General features: G+C 44.3%; 13 protein-coding genes. 9 read left to right on the forward strand and 4 right to left on the reverse strand.

What is annotated here, in order from left to right; translation table 11 throughout:
* The first annotated feature begins 250 nt into the window (after nt 1-250).
* From menE to PSE7429_RS12330, 3 genes are all read left to right on the forward strand, one after another.
* Entirely contained in the window at nt 251-1,855 is a 1,605-nt protein-coding gene (menE, locus tag PSE7429_RS12320; protein WP_009627530.1) for an o-succinylbenzoate--CoA ligase, read from the forward strand.
* A gap of 660 nt (nt 1,856-2,515) precedes the next feature.
* Complete coding sequence (locus PSE7429_RS26745) at nt 2,516-5,875, forward strand: PAS domain S-box protein (protein ID WP_009627531.1); 3,360 nt, start codon at nt 2,516-2,518, stop codon at nt 5,873-5,875.
* A gap of 113 nt (nt 5,876-5,988) precedes the next feature.
* On the forward strand, nt 5,989-7,305 hold the full coding sequence (locus PSE7429_RS12330; RefSeq protein WP_009627532.1) for a cytochrome P450: 1,317 nt from the start codon (nt 5,989-5,991) through the stop codon (nt 7,303-7,305).
* 47 nt (nt 7,306-7,352) lie between these two features.
* Here PSE7429_RS12330 and gyrA read toward each other — a convergent pair whose 3' ends face one another.
* Nucleotides 7,353-10,037 (reverse strand): DNA gyrase subunit A, encoded by a 2,685-nt coding sequence (gene gyrA, locus PSE7429_RS12335; RefSeq protein WP_009627533.1) that lies wholly within the window; start codon nt 10,035-10,037, stop codon nt 7,353-7,355.
* A gap of 426 nt (nt 10,038-10,463) precedes the next feature.
* On the opposite strand from gyrA, the gene PSE7429_RS27985 reads away from it, so the two are divergent.
* Both PSE7429_RS27985 and PSE7429_RS12345 read left to right on the forward strand, forming a co-directional pair.
* A complete protein-coding gene (locus tag PSE7429_RS27985) occupies nt 10,464-10,715 on the forward strand; it encodes a DUF4160 domain-containing protein (RefSeq protein ID WP_277909239.1) in 252 nt (83 codons plus the stop codon).
* Complete coding sequence (locus tag PSE7429_RS12345; RefSeq protein WP_071590145.1) at nt 10,715-11,683, forward strand: DUF2442 domain-containing protein; 969 nt, start codon at nt 10,715-10,717, stop codon at nt 11,681-11,683. The genes PSE7429_RS27985 and PSE7429_RS12345 overlap by 1 nt, the downstream gene beginning before the upstream one ends.
* Nucleotides 11,684-12,110: 427 nt before the next feature.
* Here PSE7429_RS12345 and PSE7429_RS12350 read toward each other — a convergent pair whose 3' ends face one another.
* Entirely contained in the window at nt 12,111-12,458 is a 348-nt protein-coding gene (locus PSE7429_RS12350) for a type II toxin-antitoxin system PemK/MazF family toxin (protein ID WP_009627536.1), read from the reverse strand.
* A complete protein-coding gene (locus PSE7429_RS12355; RefSeq protein ID WP_009627537.1) occupies nt 12,439-12,693 on the reverse strand; it encodes a hypothetical protein in 255 nt (84 codons plus the stop codon). The genes PSE7429_RS12350 and PSE7429_RS12355 overlap by 20 nt, the downstream gene beginning before the upstream one ends.
* Nucleotides 12,694-12,802: 109 nt before the next feature.
* On the opposite strand from PSE7429_RS12355, the gene PSE7429_RS12360 reads away from it, so the two are divergent.
* Nucleotides 12,803-13,369 carry a hypothetical protein gene (locus PSE7429_RS12360; protein WP_009627538.1) on the forward strand — a complete coding sequence of 189 codons (567 nt, stop codon included), beginning with the start codon at nt 12,803-12,805 and terminating at the stop codon, nt 13,367-13,369.
* 60 nt (nt 13,370-13,429) lie between these two features.
* On the opposite strand, the gene PSE7429_RS12365 is transcribed toward PSE7429_RS12360, so the two are convergent.
* Nucleotides 13,430-13,972, reverse strand: a complete 543-nt coding sequence (locus PSE7429_RS12365) for a pentapeptide repeat-containing protein (RefSeq protein WP_009627539.1) — start codon at nt 13,970-13,972, stop codon at nt 13,430-13,432.
* 924 nt (nt 13,973-14,896) lie between these two features.
* Here PSE7429_RS12365 and PSE7429_RS12370 point away from each other — a divergent pair.
* From PSE7429_RS12370 to PSE7429_RS12380, 3 genes are all read left to right on the forward strand, one after another.
* Nucleotides 14,897-17,611: a valine--tRNA ligase gene (locus PSE7429_RS12370; RefSeq protein ID WP_009627540.1), complete on the forward strand. Its 2,715-nt coding sequence runs from the start codon at nt 14,897-14,899 to the stop codon at nt 17,609-17,611.
* A 186-nt stretch (nt 17,612-17,797) separates the two neighbouring features.
* Entirely contained in the window at nt 17,798-17,995 is a 198-nt protein-coding gene (locus PSE7429_RS12375; protein WP_009627541.1) for a hypothetical protein, read from the forward strand.
* An 8-nt stretch (nt 17,996-18,003) separates the two neighbouring features.
* On the forward strand, nt 18,004-19,680 hold the full coding sequence (locus PSE7429_RS12380) for a CocE/NonD family hydrolase (RefSeq protein ID WP_009627542.1): 1,677 nt from the start codon (nt 18,004-18,006) through the stop codon (nt 19,678-19,680).
* Nucleotides 19,681-19,771: the final 91 nt, after the last annotated feature.

Genomic DNA, 19,771 nt, shown 5'->3' on the forward strand with positions numbered 1-19,771 from the left:
TGCGAAGCAACGCTTTCAAAAATTTCCTTGTGGTTCGTTTGATCGATAATTGCTGTAAGTGGCTGGCGATATTTAATTGTACCCAGCTACTTATACCGAATTACTTACTAAGTAGCTAGGCATAATTAAAAGACAAAACCAGAGAGCATACCGCCCGCTAGGCGGGCGGGTATACTCTTCTGGGTTTTAAGTTTACTTATGCCTAGCTACTTAGGATAGTCATAAATTTCAAACTACTGGCAAAATTTTTATGAAATCCCCCAATTGGCTATCACAACGAGCCGTTCAGAAGAAAGACGCGATCGCTTTGAGCTTCAGAGACGGGGTTAATCTAACGGCAAACACTTGGACATACGCTCAATTAGAGGATGAAGTCAATCTATGGGTAGCCCAACTGCAAGCATGGGGAATTAGATCGGGCGATCGCGTTGGTCTATTACTCGCAAACCAGCCTCGATATATTACACTCGTCCATGCCATGACTAGATGCGAAGCCGTGGCAGTCTTTCTCAATATTCGACTTACGGCTAAAGAAATAAGCTGGCAAATAGAAGATAGTCAGGTCAGTTATTTGCTATATGACCAATTTACGCGATCGACTACTCAAGAATTTAAGGATTTAGAATTTAAGAATTTAGAATTTAAGAATTTAGAATTTGAGAATCCCATTAAAGTTAGTTATTCAGACATTTCAGACATAGATTACTCATCCCTAAATTCTCTATTTAGAGATCGTTGCAATCCATTAGAAAAGAGACAGTTTGGTAGTGAAAGTATCAATCTGGAAAATCTCCAAGGAATTTTTTATACTTCGGGAACGACGGGTAAACCCAAGGGCGTACCATTAACCTATGGCAATCACTTCCATAGCGCGATCGCTTCTGCGTTAAATCTAGGATTGCAGTCCGATGATAACTGGTTGCTATGTATGCCAATGTTTCATGTGGGGGGATTGGCGATCATCTGGCGAAGCGCGATCTATGGAACTAAGTTAACGCTATTACCGAAATTTGACGAGAGGGAGGTGCTAGAAGCGATCGCCTCCGAACGGGTAACACTTATTTCTCTAGTGCCAACCATGCTCACAAGGCTGTTAGAGCATTCTCTTTGGCAAAATTTACAACAACTGCGCGGCATTTTGTTGGGTGGCGCACCTGCAAGTCCCGAACTAATAGCTCACGGCCAGCAATTAAATTTACCGATTATGCCCACCTATGGCATGACCGAAACTGCCTCGCAAATCACCACGCTACGCACGGAGGAAATCGCTCTCAAGCAGGGATCGTCAGGATTACCGCTATTGGGCAATAGTTTGCGGATAGTCGATCTCGATGACGCTCAACGCGAACTTCCCTCTGGCGAAATCGGACAAATTTTAGTTCAAGGGGCAAGCGTTATGTCGGGATATCTACATACTGATCATACTGATCGTACTGATCGCCAGCAATCTCAATTCCAAGGGATTGCCGATGGATGGTTACATACAGGTGATATGGGCTATCTCGATAGGGATGGATATCTCTATGTTGTCAGCCGTCGTTCCGATCTAATTATCAGTGGTGGCGAAAATATTTATCCGACAGAAATCGAGACAATTTTATTATCTCATCCTGCGATCGCTGAAGCCTGCGTGGTGGGTATATTAGATCGTGAATGGGGGGAATTTGTCGCGGCTATATTAGTCACTAATCACAATAACAATCAACTGACATTAACAGAAATCAGAGATTTTTGCGAACAAAAGTCTCTGGCACGATATAAACTACCTAAAGAAATTTATGTTTGGAAATCTTTACCAAAAACTGCATCTGGGAAATTACTGCGCCAGCAAATTCGTAATCAAATAAATATCTAGATATTTTAGATTATTGCTATAGAAATCCTGATTTTTTGATCGTAGATTTTGCTTAAAAATGTCATCCTACCGTAAAAATCATGAACCCACAAAAGGGTTTAGATTTAATTTCGGACTGCAATATTTATGATTTTATATAAGTAGCTGGGCACAATTAAATATAAATAAATATAAAACCCTAAAACCTGTAGCGCAAGCTCAGCTTGCACTACAGGTTTTGATTCTGGGTTTTAATTATGCCCAGATACTTAATTAAAGAGTAAAGCTTAAAGAACTTTACTGAGTCAAGCAATATTGGTAAAGGGCTTTAAGCTTTTATTTAGGCTTTGAATTCATTTATGATTCATCACCAAGAAGGCGATACAAATTATAGTAATATTTACAGCTAAAATAATTATTTCCTGTAATATAAAAATAGGTAATTAAGTACCTCAGCATAATTAAAATCTAGATATAAAATCTGCGACGCACGCACAGCGTGCGCCACAGGTTTTAGGGTTTTATATTTAATTAAGCCCACTTACTTACAAGTAGATAATACTTATTTCTACTTGTTTCTAATTTGGTATTACCTAATTATTGAATGTTTTTCAGTATTTCCAATCACCCGAATAAATCCTGAGACAAAGACTGATTTGTTTGTCTAAATCTTTCCATTATATGAAAAACATTGGCAATCTCAAGCGCAGCAATATTCCTACAACTAAGATTTTGCTGGTTGAAGACGATCTAGACGATCGCTTGTTTTTTGTGCAAGCTTCAGAACAGGTGGGACTTTTTTATGACTATGTTATGGCAGCTTCTTTCACGGAAGCGATCGCTATTCTCTCTCAGCATGAATTTGCGATCGCCATAGTCAAATCCCAACTAAGAGATGGCGAGGCAAGCCAATTATTACCAATCCTGCAAAACATTAATTGCCCATGCATTATTACTATAACTAACGGGGAAGAAGAAACCGCCACCAAGTTAATCGCACAAGGATCTGCGAATTATCTCATTAGAGATAGCGATCGCTACTATCTCAAAATGCTTCCCGCAATCATCAAGGCGACCATTAGCTCCCATCAAACCATCGTAAAATTACAGGAGCAGAACCAAGCATTAAATATCGAGCTACAGGAACGAATCGCAGCAGAGAAAAATCTGCGCGATCGCGAAGATCGCTATCAACAAATTCTTGACTCGATTCCCGATCTAATTTTGGTCAAGGAATCTGGCTCGCGTGTAGTTTGGGGGAACAAGACCTTTCGAGACTTTTATGGAATTTCCTTAGAATGCTTAAAAGAGAATATTGAGACCCAATTCAACTTTCCCTTTGATACTCGCCAATATATTTGCGATGATAACTTTGTATTTAGCACTGGACAAACATTGCATATTTCCGAAGAATCTGCAACTCGCCGAGATGGTTCAGTCAGGCTGATGAGCACGATTAAAACGCCAATATTTGATGAAGATGGCGAAGTTAGGAAAATAGTCGTTATCAGCCATGATATTACAGCCCGTAAAGAAGCTACTAATTCGTTACAAGAAAGTGAAAGACGATTTAAAACCCTAGCGACCGTAGTACCCGTGGGGATCTTTAGGACAGATAAGAATGGGAATTGTATATATGTGAATGAGCGGTGGAGCGAGATTGCGGGATTGAGTCTAGAAGAAGCGCTTGGCGAAGGTTGGACAACCGCTTTACACCCAGATGATCGCGATAAAATCAATAACGAATGGTATCTCTCAGCCCAACAAAACCGTCCCTTTAAGTTGGAATATCGATTTTTGCGAAAAGATGGTAGCACCTCATGGGTACTCGGACAATCGCTAGCAGAAACTGATCTCAGTGGGCAAATTTTTGGCTATGTAGGCACGATTACCGATATTAGCGATCGCCGTAAAGCCGAATTAACCCTTCAGAAGTTAGTAGAGGGAACTGCGGCTCTCACTGGGCTTGAATTTTTCCCTGCGGTAGTGAGCCATATTGCTGAAGCTTTAGCCATTCCCTTTGTGAGTGTTACCGAGTTAATTGGCGATCATCTCCATACCTTAAGTTTCTGGGCTAAGGGAAGTTTGCAACCATCTATTGCCTACCCCGTGAGGGATACTCCCTGCGAATATGTCCTAAAGGATGGAGAATTTTACTGTGAAAGTCAATTACAAACTTATTTTTTCAACGATCCCTATTTAGCAGAGATGCAAGCCGATAGCTATTTGGGCATTGCGTTAAAAGACAATTTAGGAAATGTGATCGGCAATCTTTGCATTATTGACACCCAACCCCTCGATAAGTCTAAATACAATGAATCGATCGCTATTTTAAGAATTTTTGGAGCGCGGGTTGCGGCGGAATTGGAACGTAAAGCGGCTACCGAAGCGCTATACCGACTCAATCAGGATTTGGAAATTCGTGTCGAGCGTCGTACCCAAGCTTTGCAAGAGAGCGAAATCCGATTCCGTCGCATGTTTGACTCTAATGTGGTCGGCATGTTGTTTGCGGACTTTGATGGCAATATCCTCGATGCTAACGATCGCTTTTTACAAATGATTGGCTACAGCCGAGAAGAATTTAATACGGGAAAAATATTTTGGCATAACCTCACTCCCCCCGAACATGTCCCAGCTGACTATGCCGCCATGGGCAAGCTAATGGAACATGGTTTTATCCATCCTTGGGAGAAAGAATACTATCGCAAAGATGGTAGTCGCATTCCCGTGTTAATTGGTGCGGCTTTTCTTCCTGGCACGGAAAATCAGACTATTTGCGTGGTTATCGATATTAGCGATCGCAAGCAGTACGAAACTCAGCTCAAGCAAACTAACGCCGAACTAGCGATCGCCACCAGACTCAAAGATGAATTTCTCGCGAACATGAGTCACGAACTGCGTACCCCTCTCAACGCCATCCTCGGCATGACCGAATCTCTCCAAGAAGAAGTATTTGGCAGTATCAATGAGAATCAAAAAAAATCCTTAAAACTCATCGAAAATAGCGGTTTTCATTTACTTAAATTAATTAATGACATCCTCGATCTGGCTAAAATTGAATCGGGGCAGGTCGAACTAGATCTGGCTTCTAGCAATATTGAAGTTCTCTGCCAATCAAGTCTTGCCTTTATCAAACAGCAATCCCACAAAAAACACATCCAAATAGAAACAAAAATCTCTCCAGATTTACCCAATGTATCGATCGACGAACGGCGTATTCTTCAAGTTTTAATCAATCTGCTGAGTAACGCCGTTAAGTTTACCCCCGAAGGAGGAAGGATCGTCCTAGAAGTTAGCGATCGCCAACAGGCAACCCTCAACCATTCCGACCAAACAGTAGAAGTTCCTTCCCTTCAAAAGTATCTGCAAATCAAGGTAATCGATACGGGTATCGGGATTTCCCCTGAAAATATTGATAAACTATTTCAGCCTTTCATCCAAATTGATAGTGCCCTTAATCGCCAATACGAAGGCACGGGATTGGGGCTATCCCTAGTCAAACGAATCGTGGAATTGCATGGTGGGCAGGTAAGCTTGGTTAGCGAAGTGGGGGTGGGCAGTAGCTTTACGATTACGCTTCCCTGTGCTGACTGTCAAATTGCCTCTCCCGCCCCCGAAACTCAGCCCGAAGCTCTTACAGCCACAGATGAGAATGGCTCGGAATTCAAAAATCCCTTTAAAATCTTACTAGTGGATGATAATGAAGCGAATCTAATGACCGTTGCGAGCTACTTATCCGCTAAAGGTTACGACATGATCTTGGCAACCAATGGGGAAGAATCAATCACCCTCGCACAGTTACAGGCTCCCGATCTGATTTTGATGGATATCCAAATGCCAGGCACGAACGGGCTCGAAACCATCAAACAAATGCGTCAAATCCCCAGTCTTGCCAATCAACCAATTATTGCTTTAACTGCCTTAACCATGCAAGGCGATCGGGAAAAATGTATCGCCGCAGGAGCGACTGAGTACCTAGCTAAACCAGTTAAGCTAAGACAATTAGTGCTTACTATCCAGCAATTACAAACGGCAAGTTAAGCCCTAGAAGCTCGTAACGCTCGCTAAGCGAGCGTTACGAGCTATGATTCTGGTTTTTAATTATGCCCAGCTACTTATAATAAAAACATCTCCATCATTCCCAATTCAAACAGATGAATCTACCGCCTGGAAAGTTTGGACTACCAATTATCGGACAAACCTTACAGTTCCTCTTTGACCGTAAATTTGTTGACAAGCAATATGCCAAGTATGGTGCTATATCTAAAACCAGCATTCTGGGCAGACCAACCGTGTATATGATCGGCTCCGAAGCTGCCGAATTTCTACTATCCAGTCACATGGAATGCTTCTCATGGAAGGAAGGATGGCCCGATAATTTTAAGATACTTTTGGGAGAATCACTCTTTTTGCAGGATGGAGAAGAACATCGCCGCAACCGACGACTGATGATGCCAGCATTTCACGGACAAGCCTTAAATGGTTACTTTGCCACGATGGCAGAGATCTCGCAGCGGTATCTGCATAAATGGGAAACTAAGGGGGAATTCAATTGGTTTGATGAATTCAAACAGCTTACCTTTGAGATTGCCAGTCAACTTTTAATTGGCGCAAAGGCAGAAGATGACGTAGAAAGATTGAGTAAGTTATTCTCCACCCTAACGAATGGCTTCTTCGCGATCGCGCCTTTCCCCTTACCATTTACCGCCCTAGGGAAAGCGATCGCCGCCCGCGATCGCCTTTTACAACATATTACTCAAGTCGTACGCCAACGCCAGCAAAATCCAACCAATGATGTGTTGAGTATGTTAGCCCAAGCCCAAGATGAAGATGGTGGACGTTTCAGTTTAGAAGAATTGAAAGCCCAAGCAATGTTAATGCTGTTTGCAGGACATGAAACCACCACCTCAATGTTGACTTGGTTTTGTCTGGAATTAGGCCGCCATCCTGAAGTTTTAGAACTGGCGCGACAGGAGCAACGCGAATTAGCCCATACGGGACAACTAACTCTCGACCAGTTAGGTAAAATGCCCTATCTCGACCAAATTTTTCAAGAAATCGAGCGCTTGCGTCCACCAGTGGCAGGTGGTTTTCGCGGCGTAGTCAAACCCTTTGAGTTTCAAGGCTATCACGTACCCAAAGGTTGGCTTGCCATCTATTCGATCATGGTTACCCATACAGAGGCAAATATCTATCCCAATCCCGACCAATTCGATCCCGATCGCTTTAGCCCCGATCGCCAAGAACACAAACAAAAACCCTTTAGTTTGATTGGGTTTGGTGGTGGTCCAAGGATTTGCGTCGGTCTTGCCTTTGCCAAACTAGAGATGAAAATTATCGCCGCCAATCTATTACGCAATTATCAATGGGAAATTTTACCTTCTCAAAATCTTGAGCCCTTTCCCATTCCCACTCTTCGTCCTAAGGATGGGCTTAAGGTCAAGTTCTATCCTTTGAATAAACAAGCTTAATAAGAGAAAGGCGGCGCTACGCGCCGCCTTTCTCTTATTAGTCTACATCAAGACATTTCAGGCTCATCGTTAGAAGTTTCTGACTCTAGAATATCGGTGTTTTGTGAGATAGAAGTATCCACGGTATTTACGACATCTACAGCGCTTTGAATTTCCACTTCATCATGCTCCTCTTCTAGAGCTGGCGGGACTAGAGTTGCCCCCACGATCGCATCCGATGCATCCAGTCTTTGCAGGCGGACACCTCTGGCTGTCCGAGATTGGCAAGCGATCGCATCGGTAGATTGGCGCATGACAATCCCTCGACTCGTCACGATCATCAGCTCATTTTGTTCATCAACCAAGCAAAGGGAAGCCAGTTGATCCTGACCAGATTTGAATTTGGTGACCCGTAGCCCTTTCCCAGCCCGCTTCTGAATGCGGAATTGACTGACGGGAACGCGCTTACCATAGCCGCCTCTCGTGACAACTAGTACCCAAGGACCTTGAGCCTTATCGTTGCCAGTCTCGGCTTCTAGATTCTCATCTTCTGATACCGTTGCAGTGAGATCGATTTCTTCTTCGGATTCATCCGCCTCAATTTCCGCTAAACCTGCGGGGAGAATGTCCATACTCACGATGAGGTCGTCACCTGTCAGCCGCATCGATCGCACGCCGCGAGTATCGCGTCCCATCGGACGCAACTGCTCATGGTCGGTACGGAAGCGGATCGACATGCCTTGCCGCGAACCGACAATAATAGTGTTATCGGCTTTAGCTCTTCTGACCCAACGCAAGAGATCGCCTTCTTCAAGGGCGATCGCAATGAGCCCATTGGAACGAATATTGGCAAATGCAGGCAGCTTGGTCTTTTTGATATAACCACCCGCTGTCAGCATGACGAGATATTCATCTTCATTAAAATCGCTGATGGGCAATACCGTCGTAATTTTCTCATCGGCAGCGATCGGCAGTAGTTGGACGACAGCCGTACCGCGAGCAGCCCGTCCCGATTCTGGCACTTCGTAAGCCTTGACCCCATAGACTTTACCGCGATCGGTAAAGAATAGCACCTTGTCATGACTGCGACAGGCAAAGAAATGGGCGATCGCATCATCATCCTTGACGTTCGCACTTGCCTTGCCGCGCGTAGCACGATGCTGCGCTGTAAAGGTATCGACGGGCATCCTTTTCACATAGCCTTGCTCCGTCACCATCACAATCGTTTCACGATTGGCAATTAAATCGGCAGTATCGATATCGCCTTCATTGGGAAGAATGCGTGAGCGTCGCGGAGTGGTGAATTCGGCTTTGATGGCTTCTAATTCTTCACGGGTAATCGTGAGAATGCGATCGCGATTTTGCAGAATATGTTGTAGATCCGCAATCTTCTCGACTAACTGATTATGCTCGTCATTAATTTTATCGGCATCCTGAGCTGTGAGGCGGCGCAGTTGCATTTGTAAAATCGCATCGGCTTGGGCTTCTGTTAATCCATAGGTCTCGATCAAGCCCGCCTTCGCCGTACTACTATCCTCAGCAGCCCGAATCAGTGCAATGACAGCATCCAAGTGATTAAGCGCTATCAGCAAACCTTGCAATAGATGATCGCGTTCTTCAGCCTTACGGAGTTCGTACTGCGTGCGGCGGGTAATCACTTCATAGCGGAAGTCTAAAAATACTTGCAGCGCATGACGTAGCGTCAAGGTGATCGGCTCCCCATCGACGAGAGCAAGCATATTGCAGCTAAAGTTCGATTGGAGAGGTGTAGATTTATAAAGATTATTCAGAACTACGCGAGGATAGGCATCACGCTTGAGTTCGATGACTAACCGCATACCATCGCGATCGCTTTCATCCCGAATATCGGAAATGCCATCAATTTTCTTCTCATTGACCATTTCCGCGATGCGTTCGATCAGGGCTGCCTTGTTGGTTTGGTAAGGCATTTCCGTAATGATAATCGCCTCGCGATCCTGCCTTCCCGCAACTGAAATTGTTTCAAAATCCGCCACGGCACGCATGGTAACGGAGCCCCGTCCTGTGGTGTAGGTTTCGCGTGCGCCATCGGTTCCCAAAATCAAGGCTCCCGTCGGGAAGTCAGGGCCAGGGATGTAATGCATTAATTCCAAATCCGTTAGGGATGGATTGGCAATCAGTGCCACTAAGCCATCCACCAGTTCACCTAGATTGTGGGGGGGAATGTTAGTCGCCATCCCTACGGCAATACCTGAGGAGCCATTAAGTAATAGCTGCGGAATTCTGGCGGGCAATACCAAAGGCTCCTGTTGCGAGCCGTCATAGTTATCGCCAAAGTTGACCGTCTCCCGCTCGATATCCTGAATCAACCCGACTTGAGAAATACGGGTCAATCGACATTCGGTATATCGCATTGCGGCGGCGGGGTCGTTATCGACGGAGCCAAAGTTACCGTGACCATCGACCAAGCGATCGCGCATCGAAAAGTCCTGCGCCATCCTCACCAATGCTTCGTATACGGCGGTGTCACCATGGGGGTGATATTTACCAATTACGTCACCGACCACACGGGCGCATTTCCGAAAGGGGCGATCGGCAGTCATACCCAACTCGTGCATAGCGTAGAGAATGCGACGATGTACAGGTTTGAGCCCATCACGGGCATCGGGCAGGGCGCGACCGACGATCACGCTCATGGCATATTCCAAGTACGATCGCGACATTTCGCCGCGCAGGTCTGTGGGAATAATCCGATCTTCTAAGGTATCAGTCATACGGCTACTAAATTTCTCCTTGCATGGCTTGGCAGTGCTTGCCCCGTGTGATTGTTAGGCAATTCTTACTAAGTGTCTTTATATTATAAGGCTTTGCGGGTTTGCTTTGCGTCTATACTTACGCCTGAGCAAGCGGCTTAGCACTTAAGAATAAAGCAAATGATTTGGGGCTAGCCAGCGCTGGACAGTTAAAATGCGATCTTCGCATTTGCGTTTTTTGTCGGTATGAAATAGACGTTTCAGCAAGTATTCCCTATTAGCCAACCAATACCCTATCGCCATACCAACAATGACTCGACAAGACATTATTGCTATCATATATTATTGGCAAAATGTCTGGTATGGTTTATATTCATATTTAGTTGTCTTGCAAAATCAAATTTAGGTCAGGACTTGGGTAAGGTTTAATGCTCTCAAATAGATGGTCTGTATCTTTTTTTTAATTCTCACGATCATAGACCTCCACACTTTCACGCCCGTAAGGCAGGCGCATGGGAGATCCGCGTTGATATTTTGCTTTGCAGTAAAGAGAATGGTTTAGTTTTTACGGCTAAATATCCTCCAAATCCTCAAATATCAGGTAATGACGAAAAACAAATTTTGAAACTCGTTTTAGAAAATCGGTCTAAGCTTCTCATCGAATGGGAGCAAAAAGTATGTATCAAGGAAGATCAGTAATGTCCAGCCAACAGACAATGACTGTTCTAGTTCAAGATAGTGAGAATAAACATCTTGTAACCCGTTCTAAGTCAGTGCAAGTTCTACAGTCATCTGACTCTCAGGGTTTAGAATCAGCCCTAAATTTGTTTGTTTTAGCTTCTGCAACTGGCTTACAAGAGATTGCGGATATTGTGCGATCGGCAAATCAGAAGCATCACTTACGGGTGCTATTTATTAGAGAAGATATCGATCCCACTTGGATGCCTCAAATGTTTGATCGAGCCAACCTCCGAGTGATGCGAAATACACTGGTTCATACTAATTCTGTTGTGCCTAAAAGGGTGATGAATGCTTGGACTATGGGAGCGCAAGAACAATTAATTGCTGATGCAATAGCAATTGGTGATCGCTTATTAGTTCTTAGCTGTTCTATGGAGAAGTTGGAAATTCCTTTTGATTCCTTACCAGCATTAAAATGTATTTCTATCAAAGATCGTAGTAACTTTACTATTGATGATGATGGTAGTTGTCTCTATTGGCAAGATGCGGATATCCATCTCGATCTTGAAGCTTTGCGCTCTGCAAACGATCCTGAATGGAAGCAAAAGTTTGAAGCTCTTAAGTCGGAGCATAATCAAGTTTTTGGCAAGGCGATCGCCACTTTACGCAAGCAATATAAACTCCGTCAGTCGGATATCATTGGTTTATCTGAGCGTCAGGTGCGGCGGATTGAGCAGGGTGAAGGCAGCACAAAGATTGATACGCTGAGGTTATTTGCTAAGGCTCATGGTATGGAGTTGGATGCTTATCTTGATGCTGTTGCTAGTGCGATCACTAGTGTGCCAAGAGGATTTAATATAACATCCAACGTAGAGAAAAAAGAGCTAAAATCAATTAATGACCTAAGAAAGCTTATGGGTACTGAGAAACAAGCTACTGTTATCGAAACAGTTTCAAATTCTAAATGCTCAAATTTAGGAGAGTAAAATTAGTGAAAATACTCCTTGGTTCAAAGCTAATTGTAGATATTTTCATTAATAGAAGTATATCTGACTCTCCATTCTTTCAAATGTTTTGCGATATGATTTTTAGTGATTTACCTGAACAATTTCATGTAACTAGAACTAGCTTAGACAGGATTCATAGCTATACTAGCTACTCTACGTCTGTTAAAAATGCTGATAGTTTAGTTTTCTATCTTGAGTCTATACTTACTATTTGTGAAGTTTCTTCCAGAATTTTTGAAAATGCACGCCATCGAGTTACAGGAATCGATAGTGGAGAATACTAAAATCTACGTCTTAGAGCCAATATATTTGTGTCATGAGAAAATTTGCAGCGCGATCGCTGATTACCTTTGCAGCTATGACTACAGCGATATAACACTAAGGCGATCGCCTAATCTGCATAGATTCACACTTTATACCCAAGCGTAAATAAAACGATACTTTCTAGATCAGCGATCAACCCCGAGTCTAACTGTCCTAATCTTTTAATCAATCGAGTTTTATCAAGTACTCGAAGTTGATGGCAGAGTGCAACTGAATCTTGACTTAAGCCACCCTGATCACTAGAGATTAACAAACATGTTGGCAGAGCCGCCCGCCGCAAGTTAGTTGTGAGGGGAATTGTGATGATAGTGCTGGTGAATTTAGAGATTGTGTTTTCTTGAAAAATGATAATTGGGCGAGTGCCAGCTTGCTCTGAGCCTTGAGTTGGATCGAGAGTCGCTAACCAGATTTCACCACGGTCTACTTTCATTTTTGTCCTCACTGCTCAAGAGTTCCGCATACTCAGAAATCCCTACTTCAGCCAGTTCTCGATCTTCCTGCGCGAACTCTTGATAGAGATTAGCAAACTGACTAATATCAGCTGTCGGTTGACTACATCTCGTTTGAAACTTGATAAAAGCAATAAAATCTGCAACTTGCTTTAGTTGTTGATCATTAAATTGGTCCAACTCTTGCTTAAGGTATTCCTTAGTGATTACTGTCATTGCTAAACACCTCGCTCCCATCACAACTTCTCGCTCGATTATAAAAGAATCTGGTTTTCCGTTGTGGCTAATGCTAAAATCCATCTCTTAGAAACCATACCTTTGTGTCATGAGAAAACTTGCAGCCCGATCGCTAATTACCATTACAGCTATAACCACCGCGATGTTGGCTGTGGCTACGGCAGTGCGATCGCAAACCAACCAAGGCACAAGCATTGAAATTTCGCGCCCCATAGTCCAACCTGAGAAACCCGAAATTAGCTCCAGCAAAAAGGCTAGTTTTGTCAAAATGTTTGAAGATATTGCGATCGCCCCCAACTTTGCACCTAAGACGATCGAATTGCGCGGCATTAGTGGCGGTGGGGTCGAAACTCAGAAAACCTCAAAGCGAAAAACAACTGAAACGGGTGAATGTATTGGATTTATTGACTCGACCCCAGATCATAAAATTACACTGACAAAAGCATTTCGCTATCTTAAGCTGCAAGTTAAAAGCTCTGGCGATACGATTATGCTCGTGCGCGGACCTGGAGGGATCTGGTGTAGTGACGATGTAAGCGATCGCAATCCAGAAATTAGTGGTGACTGGCTCGAAGGAACCTATGAGGTGTGGATCGGATCCTACGAAGAAAACACCTCTTTTCCTTATTTACTCCAACTTACCGAGCAGCCCTAACCACCACATCCAAAAAGAGGTAGAGATAGGCGGTGCTTTGCGCCGCCTATCTCTATAGAATTAAATTGGACAGCCTAAAGTTTGGCGGCTGTCATTTTTAGTAAATGGATGCGTACCGCTAGCGACCGTACAAAGGTATAAACGCATTCGCTCGTCTAAATTACGAACCCCCGTAAAATCAGTATCAGCACAGGTTCGCAAATTTTTCAGCATCGCCCCGCGCAAATTTGTGCCCCGAAGATTTGCTCCCTTCAAGATGGCTCCCGTAAAATCCGCCTCAATTAAATTTGCCCCACTAAAATTAGCAACACTGAGATTAGAACGCACAAATCGGCTATTAGAGGAGTTTGACCAAGTTAAATTTGCCCAGCTCAAGTCTGCATCGGCAAAGTTAGCACCTCTCAACATTGCCCCCCTCAGATTTGTTTCAATTAAATTTGCTCCAGTTAAATTAGCATCAATTAAATTAGCGCTACTCAAGTCAGCCTTGTTCAAAGTAGCTCCCCTTAGATCAATACCAATTAAGCTGACACTACGCAATAGACCATTACTAATGTCTACATTGGAAAAGTTACGATGTCCCTGTCTATACAAGTCTAACATTTGCGCGACTTCCAAAGTGATTACTCCTACCAATAGTACCGTATTACCAACATCTCATGAAATTTATAGAGTTGAGGATTGGAGCATTAGTTTAACGCATCTTAAGCATATAGTAATCCTAAATCATTTGTAGATTTTTGGCTTTGTGGAATTGCCCCCCTTCTAAGTGCGCTCCCACAAGGCACCTGAGATCGATATACACCGTATCCTAAAACCCAGTTCATTCCTTATTAAATGTTATTAAAAATCTGACTGTTTAACAAGCATATATCTCAATTTGTAAAACTATTAGTGTAGACAGTAAAACTATAGAATGTCCCTAAAAGCCAAATTTAACAAGTTTTTTGCGAAGAGTACACAATGATTGTTATCTCCACATAACGCATTAATTCTTATTTATAGCGATCGCCGTTCTTATGTATCACCATTCTCGATTAAGCCACAAAGATTAAGCGAATAATTAGTGGCATTTGACTTAGATTTATATCACTAATTATTCACCGCATCAAACCTAATCCTTTTGCTAATAAGTAGCTGGGTATAAGTAAACTGAAAACCCAGAAGCGAGTACCGCCCGCTACGCGGGCGGTACTCGCTTCTGGGTTTAGCTTTTATCCCAAGTGAAGAAATGGCGTAGCCATTTCTTCACTTGGAAACCCTTACTAGGCTTAGTTTTTAATTCACAAAAGTGTTGCCACACTTTCGTGAATTGGTATAAAAAGGGAGAAAATAAAAGATGAGGGGCGACGCAAAGCACCGCCCCTCATCTTTTGGGTTGTGCTCTGTGCTCAAAAAACTGTGCTCAAAAACATTGTCTATCTGGCATCTAATGTACTCAAATAAGGAACTAATCGGGAGAAACACTATAAAATATAAGCTGAAGATAAACATCAACTAAGTTTCCCAATTTTTAAGTAACCTGCTATGAGTACGACCGAACTTCCAAAACAATATAATCCTCTCGAATCTGAAGCTAAGTGGCAAAAATATTGGGAGGAAAGTGGCGTATTTGTAGCAGCTAGTCAAAGTGATAAAGAACCCTACTGCATTATGATTCCGCCGCCCAACGTTACGGGCAGTTTGCATATGGGACATGCTTTTCAAGAAGTGCTCATCGACATTCTCATTCGCTACCATCGGATGCGCGGGTTTAATACCCTCTGGCTACCTGGAACCGATCACGCCAGTATTGCTGTACAAACTATTCTCGACAAGCAAATCAAGGCAGAAGGAAAAACCAATCAAGAAATTGGTCGCGAAAAGTTTCTCGAACGGGCTTGGGAATGGAAAGCCCAATCGGGGGGCACGATTGTATCGCAACTGCGCCGCCTAGGAGTATCGGCTGACTGGACTCGCGAACGTTTCACCATGGATGAAGGATTGTCCCATGCCGTTATAGAATCCTTTGTCAAACTCTACGAAGCAGGCTTAATTTATCGCGGTGAATATCTCGTCAACTGGTGTCCTGCTTCCCAATCCGCCGTTTCTGACCTCGAAGTCGATAACAAAGAAGTCAACGGACATCTCTGGCATTTCCGCTATCCTTTAGCTGATGGTTTGGGGCATCTGGTGGTAGCGACTACTCGTCCTGAGACCATGTTAGGGGATACCGCCGTTGCCGTAAATCCTGAGGACGATCGCTATAAATCTCTGATTGGAAAAACGATCCTGTTACCGATCGTGAATCGGGAGATTCCCATTATTGCCGATGCCTATGTCGATCGCGAATTCGGAAGTGGCTGCGTTAAAATCACCCCTGCCCACGATCCTAACGACTTTGAAATGGGCAAGCGCCATGATCTCCCCCTCGTTAATATTCTCAATAAGGATGGATCCATCAATGAAAATGGTGGAGAATTTCAAGGACAAGATCGGTTTGTAGCAAGGAAGAACATCGTCGCCAAACTGGATGGGTTGGGATTGGTAGAAAAAATCGAAGACTATACCCATACCGTTCCCCATTCCGAACGTGGCAAAGTACCCGTGGAGCCATTGCTGTCCATTCAATGGTTCGTCAAGATTAAGCCCTTATCGGATTTTGCCCTCGAACAATTCGATCGGCATAACTCGCCTACATTCGTCCCCGATCGCTGGGGCAAAGTATATCGCGATTGGTTGGTTCGTCTCAAGGATTGGTGCATTTCCCGCCAATTATGGTGGGGACATCAGATCCCTGCTTGGTATGCCCCCGACGGCACAATTTTTGTTGCCCGTAACGAAGCCGAAGCCTATGCCCAAGCCAAAGAAAAATTTGGCGAAGAGATCACCTTAGAGCAGGATCCCGATGTACTGGATACTTGGTTTTCTTCAGGTTTATGGCCATTCTCCACTTTGGGTTGGCCAGAAGAGACGCAGGACTTCCAAACTTTCTACCCCACTAGCGTGCTGGTAACGGGGTTTGACATTATCTTCTTCTGGGTAGCGCGGATGACGATGATGGCAGGATATTTTACGGGTAAAATGCCTTTCCACACGGTCTACATTCACGGACTAGTGCGCGATGAGAACAATCAGAAGATGTCTAAGACTAAGAATAATGGCATCGATCCTTTGATTCTGATCGACAAATATGGTGTTGATGCCCTGCGCTATTCTCTGGTTAAAGAGGTCACTGGTGCAGGTCAAGATATTCGTCTTGATTACAATCGCAAAACCGATGAATCCACCACTGTAGAAACCGCCCGCAACTTCGCCAACAAGCTTTGGAATGCCTCGCGATTTGTGATGATGAATCTTAGCGGCTTGAAAACCACTGAAGGGATACAAGAGAATTTAGAACTAGCCGATCGCTGGATTTTATCGCGCTATCACCAAACCGTATTACAAGTACGTGAGCAGTTGGATGCCTATAGCATGGGAGAAGCGACTAGAAGCCTGTATGAATTCTTCTGGGGTGATTTTTGTGATTGGTACATCGAGTTAGTCAAGTCCCGTTTGCAAGAAGATGCCGATCCGATTTCTCGCGCTACGGTACAGCAAACCCTTGCTTTTGTATTAGACGGCATCCTACGCTTACTACATCCATTTATGCCCCATGTTACGGAGGAAATTTGGCAGCTACTCACCTATGGTACGAGCGAGCCCTCCAGCGATCGCCCCGTTTTGGCAATTCAGCTCTACCCTGAAGTTGATACTGCACCGATCGATCCAGAGCTAGAAGAGCAGTTCCAATTATTAATCGGCACGATCCGTACCATTCGCAATCTCCGTGCTGAAGCGGAGATTAAACCCAGTGTCAAGGTTAAGGTCATCCTCCAATCTGATAGCGATCGCGAAAGGGCTTTGCTGGAAGCAGGCCAAAGCTACATTCTCGATCTAGCCAAGGTGGCAGATTTAGCGATCGTTGCCTCCGTTGATGCCTCCGCCACCGAAGAGGCGATCGCAGGCGTGGTGGGAACCGTACAGGCGATCGTTTCCCTTGTCGGCGTGGTGGATATCGGGCAATTGGTCGCCAAGCTAGAACGTGCGCTCAAAAAGCTAGAAAATGCGATCGCCTCCAGCCAAGGACGATTGAATAACGAAGGCTATATCAAAAAAGCGCCCCCTGAAGTTGTCGCCACAGCCCGCGCCGAACTGGAAGAATCATTGAAACAGCAGGAAATTCTCAGGGCTCGGTTAGAACAACTACAAGGCAAATAGAGTAATACCAAAGCTCAAAATGGTGTAGCCATTTTGAGCTTTGAAAACCCTCACTGGGTTTGGTTTTTAATTCACAAAAGCTATAAAACCCAAAAAGATGAGTGGCGGCGCTTTGCGCCGCCACTCATCTTTTTTTGAGCTAAAATGACTGTCAAGAATGCCTAAGCAAATTTACAAAAACTCGATATGTCCAATCCAGAAGCCATCAAAGAAAAATTCAAAGAAAGATTTGTCGCGATCGCTAGCAAACGCGAACTATTAGTACAGTTGTCGCTTAATGATAATTTAGGTAGCTTGAGCATTGATGTGATCCAAGCTTTAGAGGAATTAGATGATCTGCTCATTGAAATTCGGAAAGTATTTCCCGACTGGCAACAAGACTAGGATATACCATGCCCCCGAAACTAACTGCTTTCCATTCACAGGTTAACGTGCAGCGGCAGGTCAAAATCCCCATGCGCGATCGCATTCATTTGACGGCTGATATTTATCGCCCCAAGAATGTCGATATGCCTTTACCCGTCCTATTAATGCGCCTGCCCTACGGTCGCGCGATCGCTTCCACCTGCACCTACGCCCATCCCAGTTGGTATGCTAGCCAAGGCTATATCGTGGTCATTCAGGATGTCAGGGGTTGCGGTACTTCTGAAGGCGAGTTCTATCCATTGAGAAATGAGTACGAAGATGGATTTGACACGGTGGAATGGTGTGCCAATCAATTAGAAGGCAGTAGTGGCAAAGTGGGGATGTATGGCTTTTCCTATCAAGGCGTAACCCAATTTCAAGCTGCTGTAATGCAGCCGCAAGGATTGGTAACGATCTGTCCGAGCATGGCAACCGCTGACTTGTATCATGGTTGGTTCTATTTTGGGGGTGCGGTCTGCTTGGATTTTGATTTAGGCTGGGCTTTGCAATTAGCCCAAAATCGCGCGTGGTATTTAAAAAAAGAACCCCAAGCATCCCTACTTTTTGCGGCCCAAAAGCAAATGGCAAAGTGGTTAGAGAGCGTTCCCTTAAACTCGATAGAACTATTTAAAAATCAAGAATTTGGCGATTTTGGCTCCTTCTTTTTTGATTGGATCGGCAACCAACAGGCAGATGATCCCTATTGGCAAAAACTCAATCCGCTCAGTTACTTCGATCGCTTTGACTTACCCGCCTTACATATCGGAGGATGGGCAGATATTTTTATAGAAGCAACGATTAACACCTATCATCACGCCCAAAAGGCAACCCGAAAACCCCAGCACTTAGTAGTTGCTCCTTGGCAACATTTGCCTTGGTTACCCAAGGTAGGGGAAATTGATTTTGGTGAAGCAGCCGTTTCCCAAATCGATCGATTGCAGGTAGATTGGTTCGATTTCTGGCTCAAGGGGCTTGAGAACGGTATTAGCGATCGCGCTCCCGTGCAGCTTTTTCTAATGGGAAAAAACCATTGGCTCGATCTGCCAGAATTCCCTAAGGATTCCCATACCAAGAACTTCTATCTTTCTTGCCAAAAACAACTAAGTCTATCGCCAACTCTCAATCACCAATTACCAGATATTTACGTCTACGATCCTCGCAATCCCAATCCTTCAACTCCCTACGGGTTTTACAACCAATGTCACTTGCATCAACGGTGGGATGTGTTGGTTTATCAAAGTGAAATCCTAGAGGAAGATTTAGCGATCGCTGGCGTTCCCGAATTTATCCTTTATGCGGCTACTTCTGCCCCAGACACCGACTGGGTAGTGAAGTTGTTAGATATTTATCCCGATGGGAAGCAAATGCTGGTGTCGATGGGTGTATTGAGGGCGAAGTTCCGCAGGGATTGGACTAAGCCTGAGTGGGTCGAGCCTGACGTAGTCCATGAATATCGCATTCCGCTACGTCCAACCTGTCAGAATTTCGCCCTAGGACATCGAATTGGCATCGCGATCGCTAGTTCGGCTTTTCCGATCATCGAACGACATTCTAATACCCAAAAGCTCCCATCCACAGCAATAGTTAGCGATTTCGTCGAAGCAACACAACAAATTTTTTACGGTTCCGATCATCCTTCTCATCTAAAACTTCCGATCAAATAAACAATCCCCAAAAGGTAAGTGGTGGCGCGAAGCGCCGCCACTTACCTTTTGGGGATTTATAGCTGCTGTCAACTGTATCACCCAAAAGAGG

It is taken from the genome of Pseudanabaena biceps PCC 7429, from assembly GCF_000332215.1.
In the GTDB taxonomy this organism is placed as follows: domain Bacteria; phylum Cyanobacteriota; class Cyanobacteriia; order Pseudanabaenales; family Pseudanabaenaceae; genus Pseudanabaena; species Pseudanabaena biceps.

Coding starts and splice junctions, on each gene's coding strand:
- menE (WP_009627530.1), top strand. CDS start 251: ATGAAATCCCCCAATTGGCTATCACAACGAGCCGTTCAGAAGAAAGAC.
- PSE7429_RS12365 (WP_009627539.1), bottom strand. CDS start 13,972: ATGTTAGACTTGTATAGACAGGGACATCGTAACTTTTCCAATGTAGAC.
- gyrA (WP_009627533.1), bottom strand. CDS start 10,037: ATGACTGATACCTTAGAAGATCGGATTATTCCCACAGACCTGCGCGGC.
- PSE7429_RS12375 (WP_009627541.1), top strand. CDS start 17,798: ATGTCCAATCCAGAAGCCATCAAAGAAAAATTCAAAGAAAGATTTGTC.
- PSE7429_RS12380 (WP_009627542.1), top strand. CDS start 18,004: ATGCCCCCGAAACTAACTGCTTTCCATTCACAGGTTAACGTGCAGCGG.
- PSE7429_RS26745 (WP_009627531.1), top strand. CDS start 2,516: ATGAAAAACATTGGCAATCTCAAGCGCAGCAATATTCCTACAACTAAG.
- PSE7429_RS12370 (WP_009627540.1), top strand. CDS start 14,897: ATGAGTACGACCGAACTTCCAAAACAATATAATCCTCTCGAATCTGAA.
- PSE7429_RS12330 (WP_009627532.1), top strand. CDS start 5,989: ATGAATCTACCGCCTGGAAAGTTTGGACTACCAATTATCGGACAAACC.
- PSE7429_RS12360 (WP_009627538.1), top strand. CDS start 12,803: ATGAGAAAACTTGCAGCCCGATCGCTAATTACCATTACAGCTATAACC.
- PSE7429_RS12350 (WP_009627536.1), bottom strand. CDS start 12,458: ATGAAAGTAGACCGTGGTGAAATCTGGTTAGCGACTCTCGATCCAACT.
- PSE7429_RS12355 (WP_009627537.1), bottom strand. CDS start 12,693: ATGACAGTAATCACTAAGGAATACCTTAAGCAAGAGTTGGACCAATTT.
- PSE7429_RS12345 (WP_071590145.1), top strand. CDS start 10,715: ATGTCCAGCCAACAGACAATGACTGTTCTAGTTCAAGATAGTGAGAAT.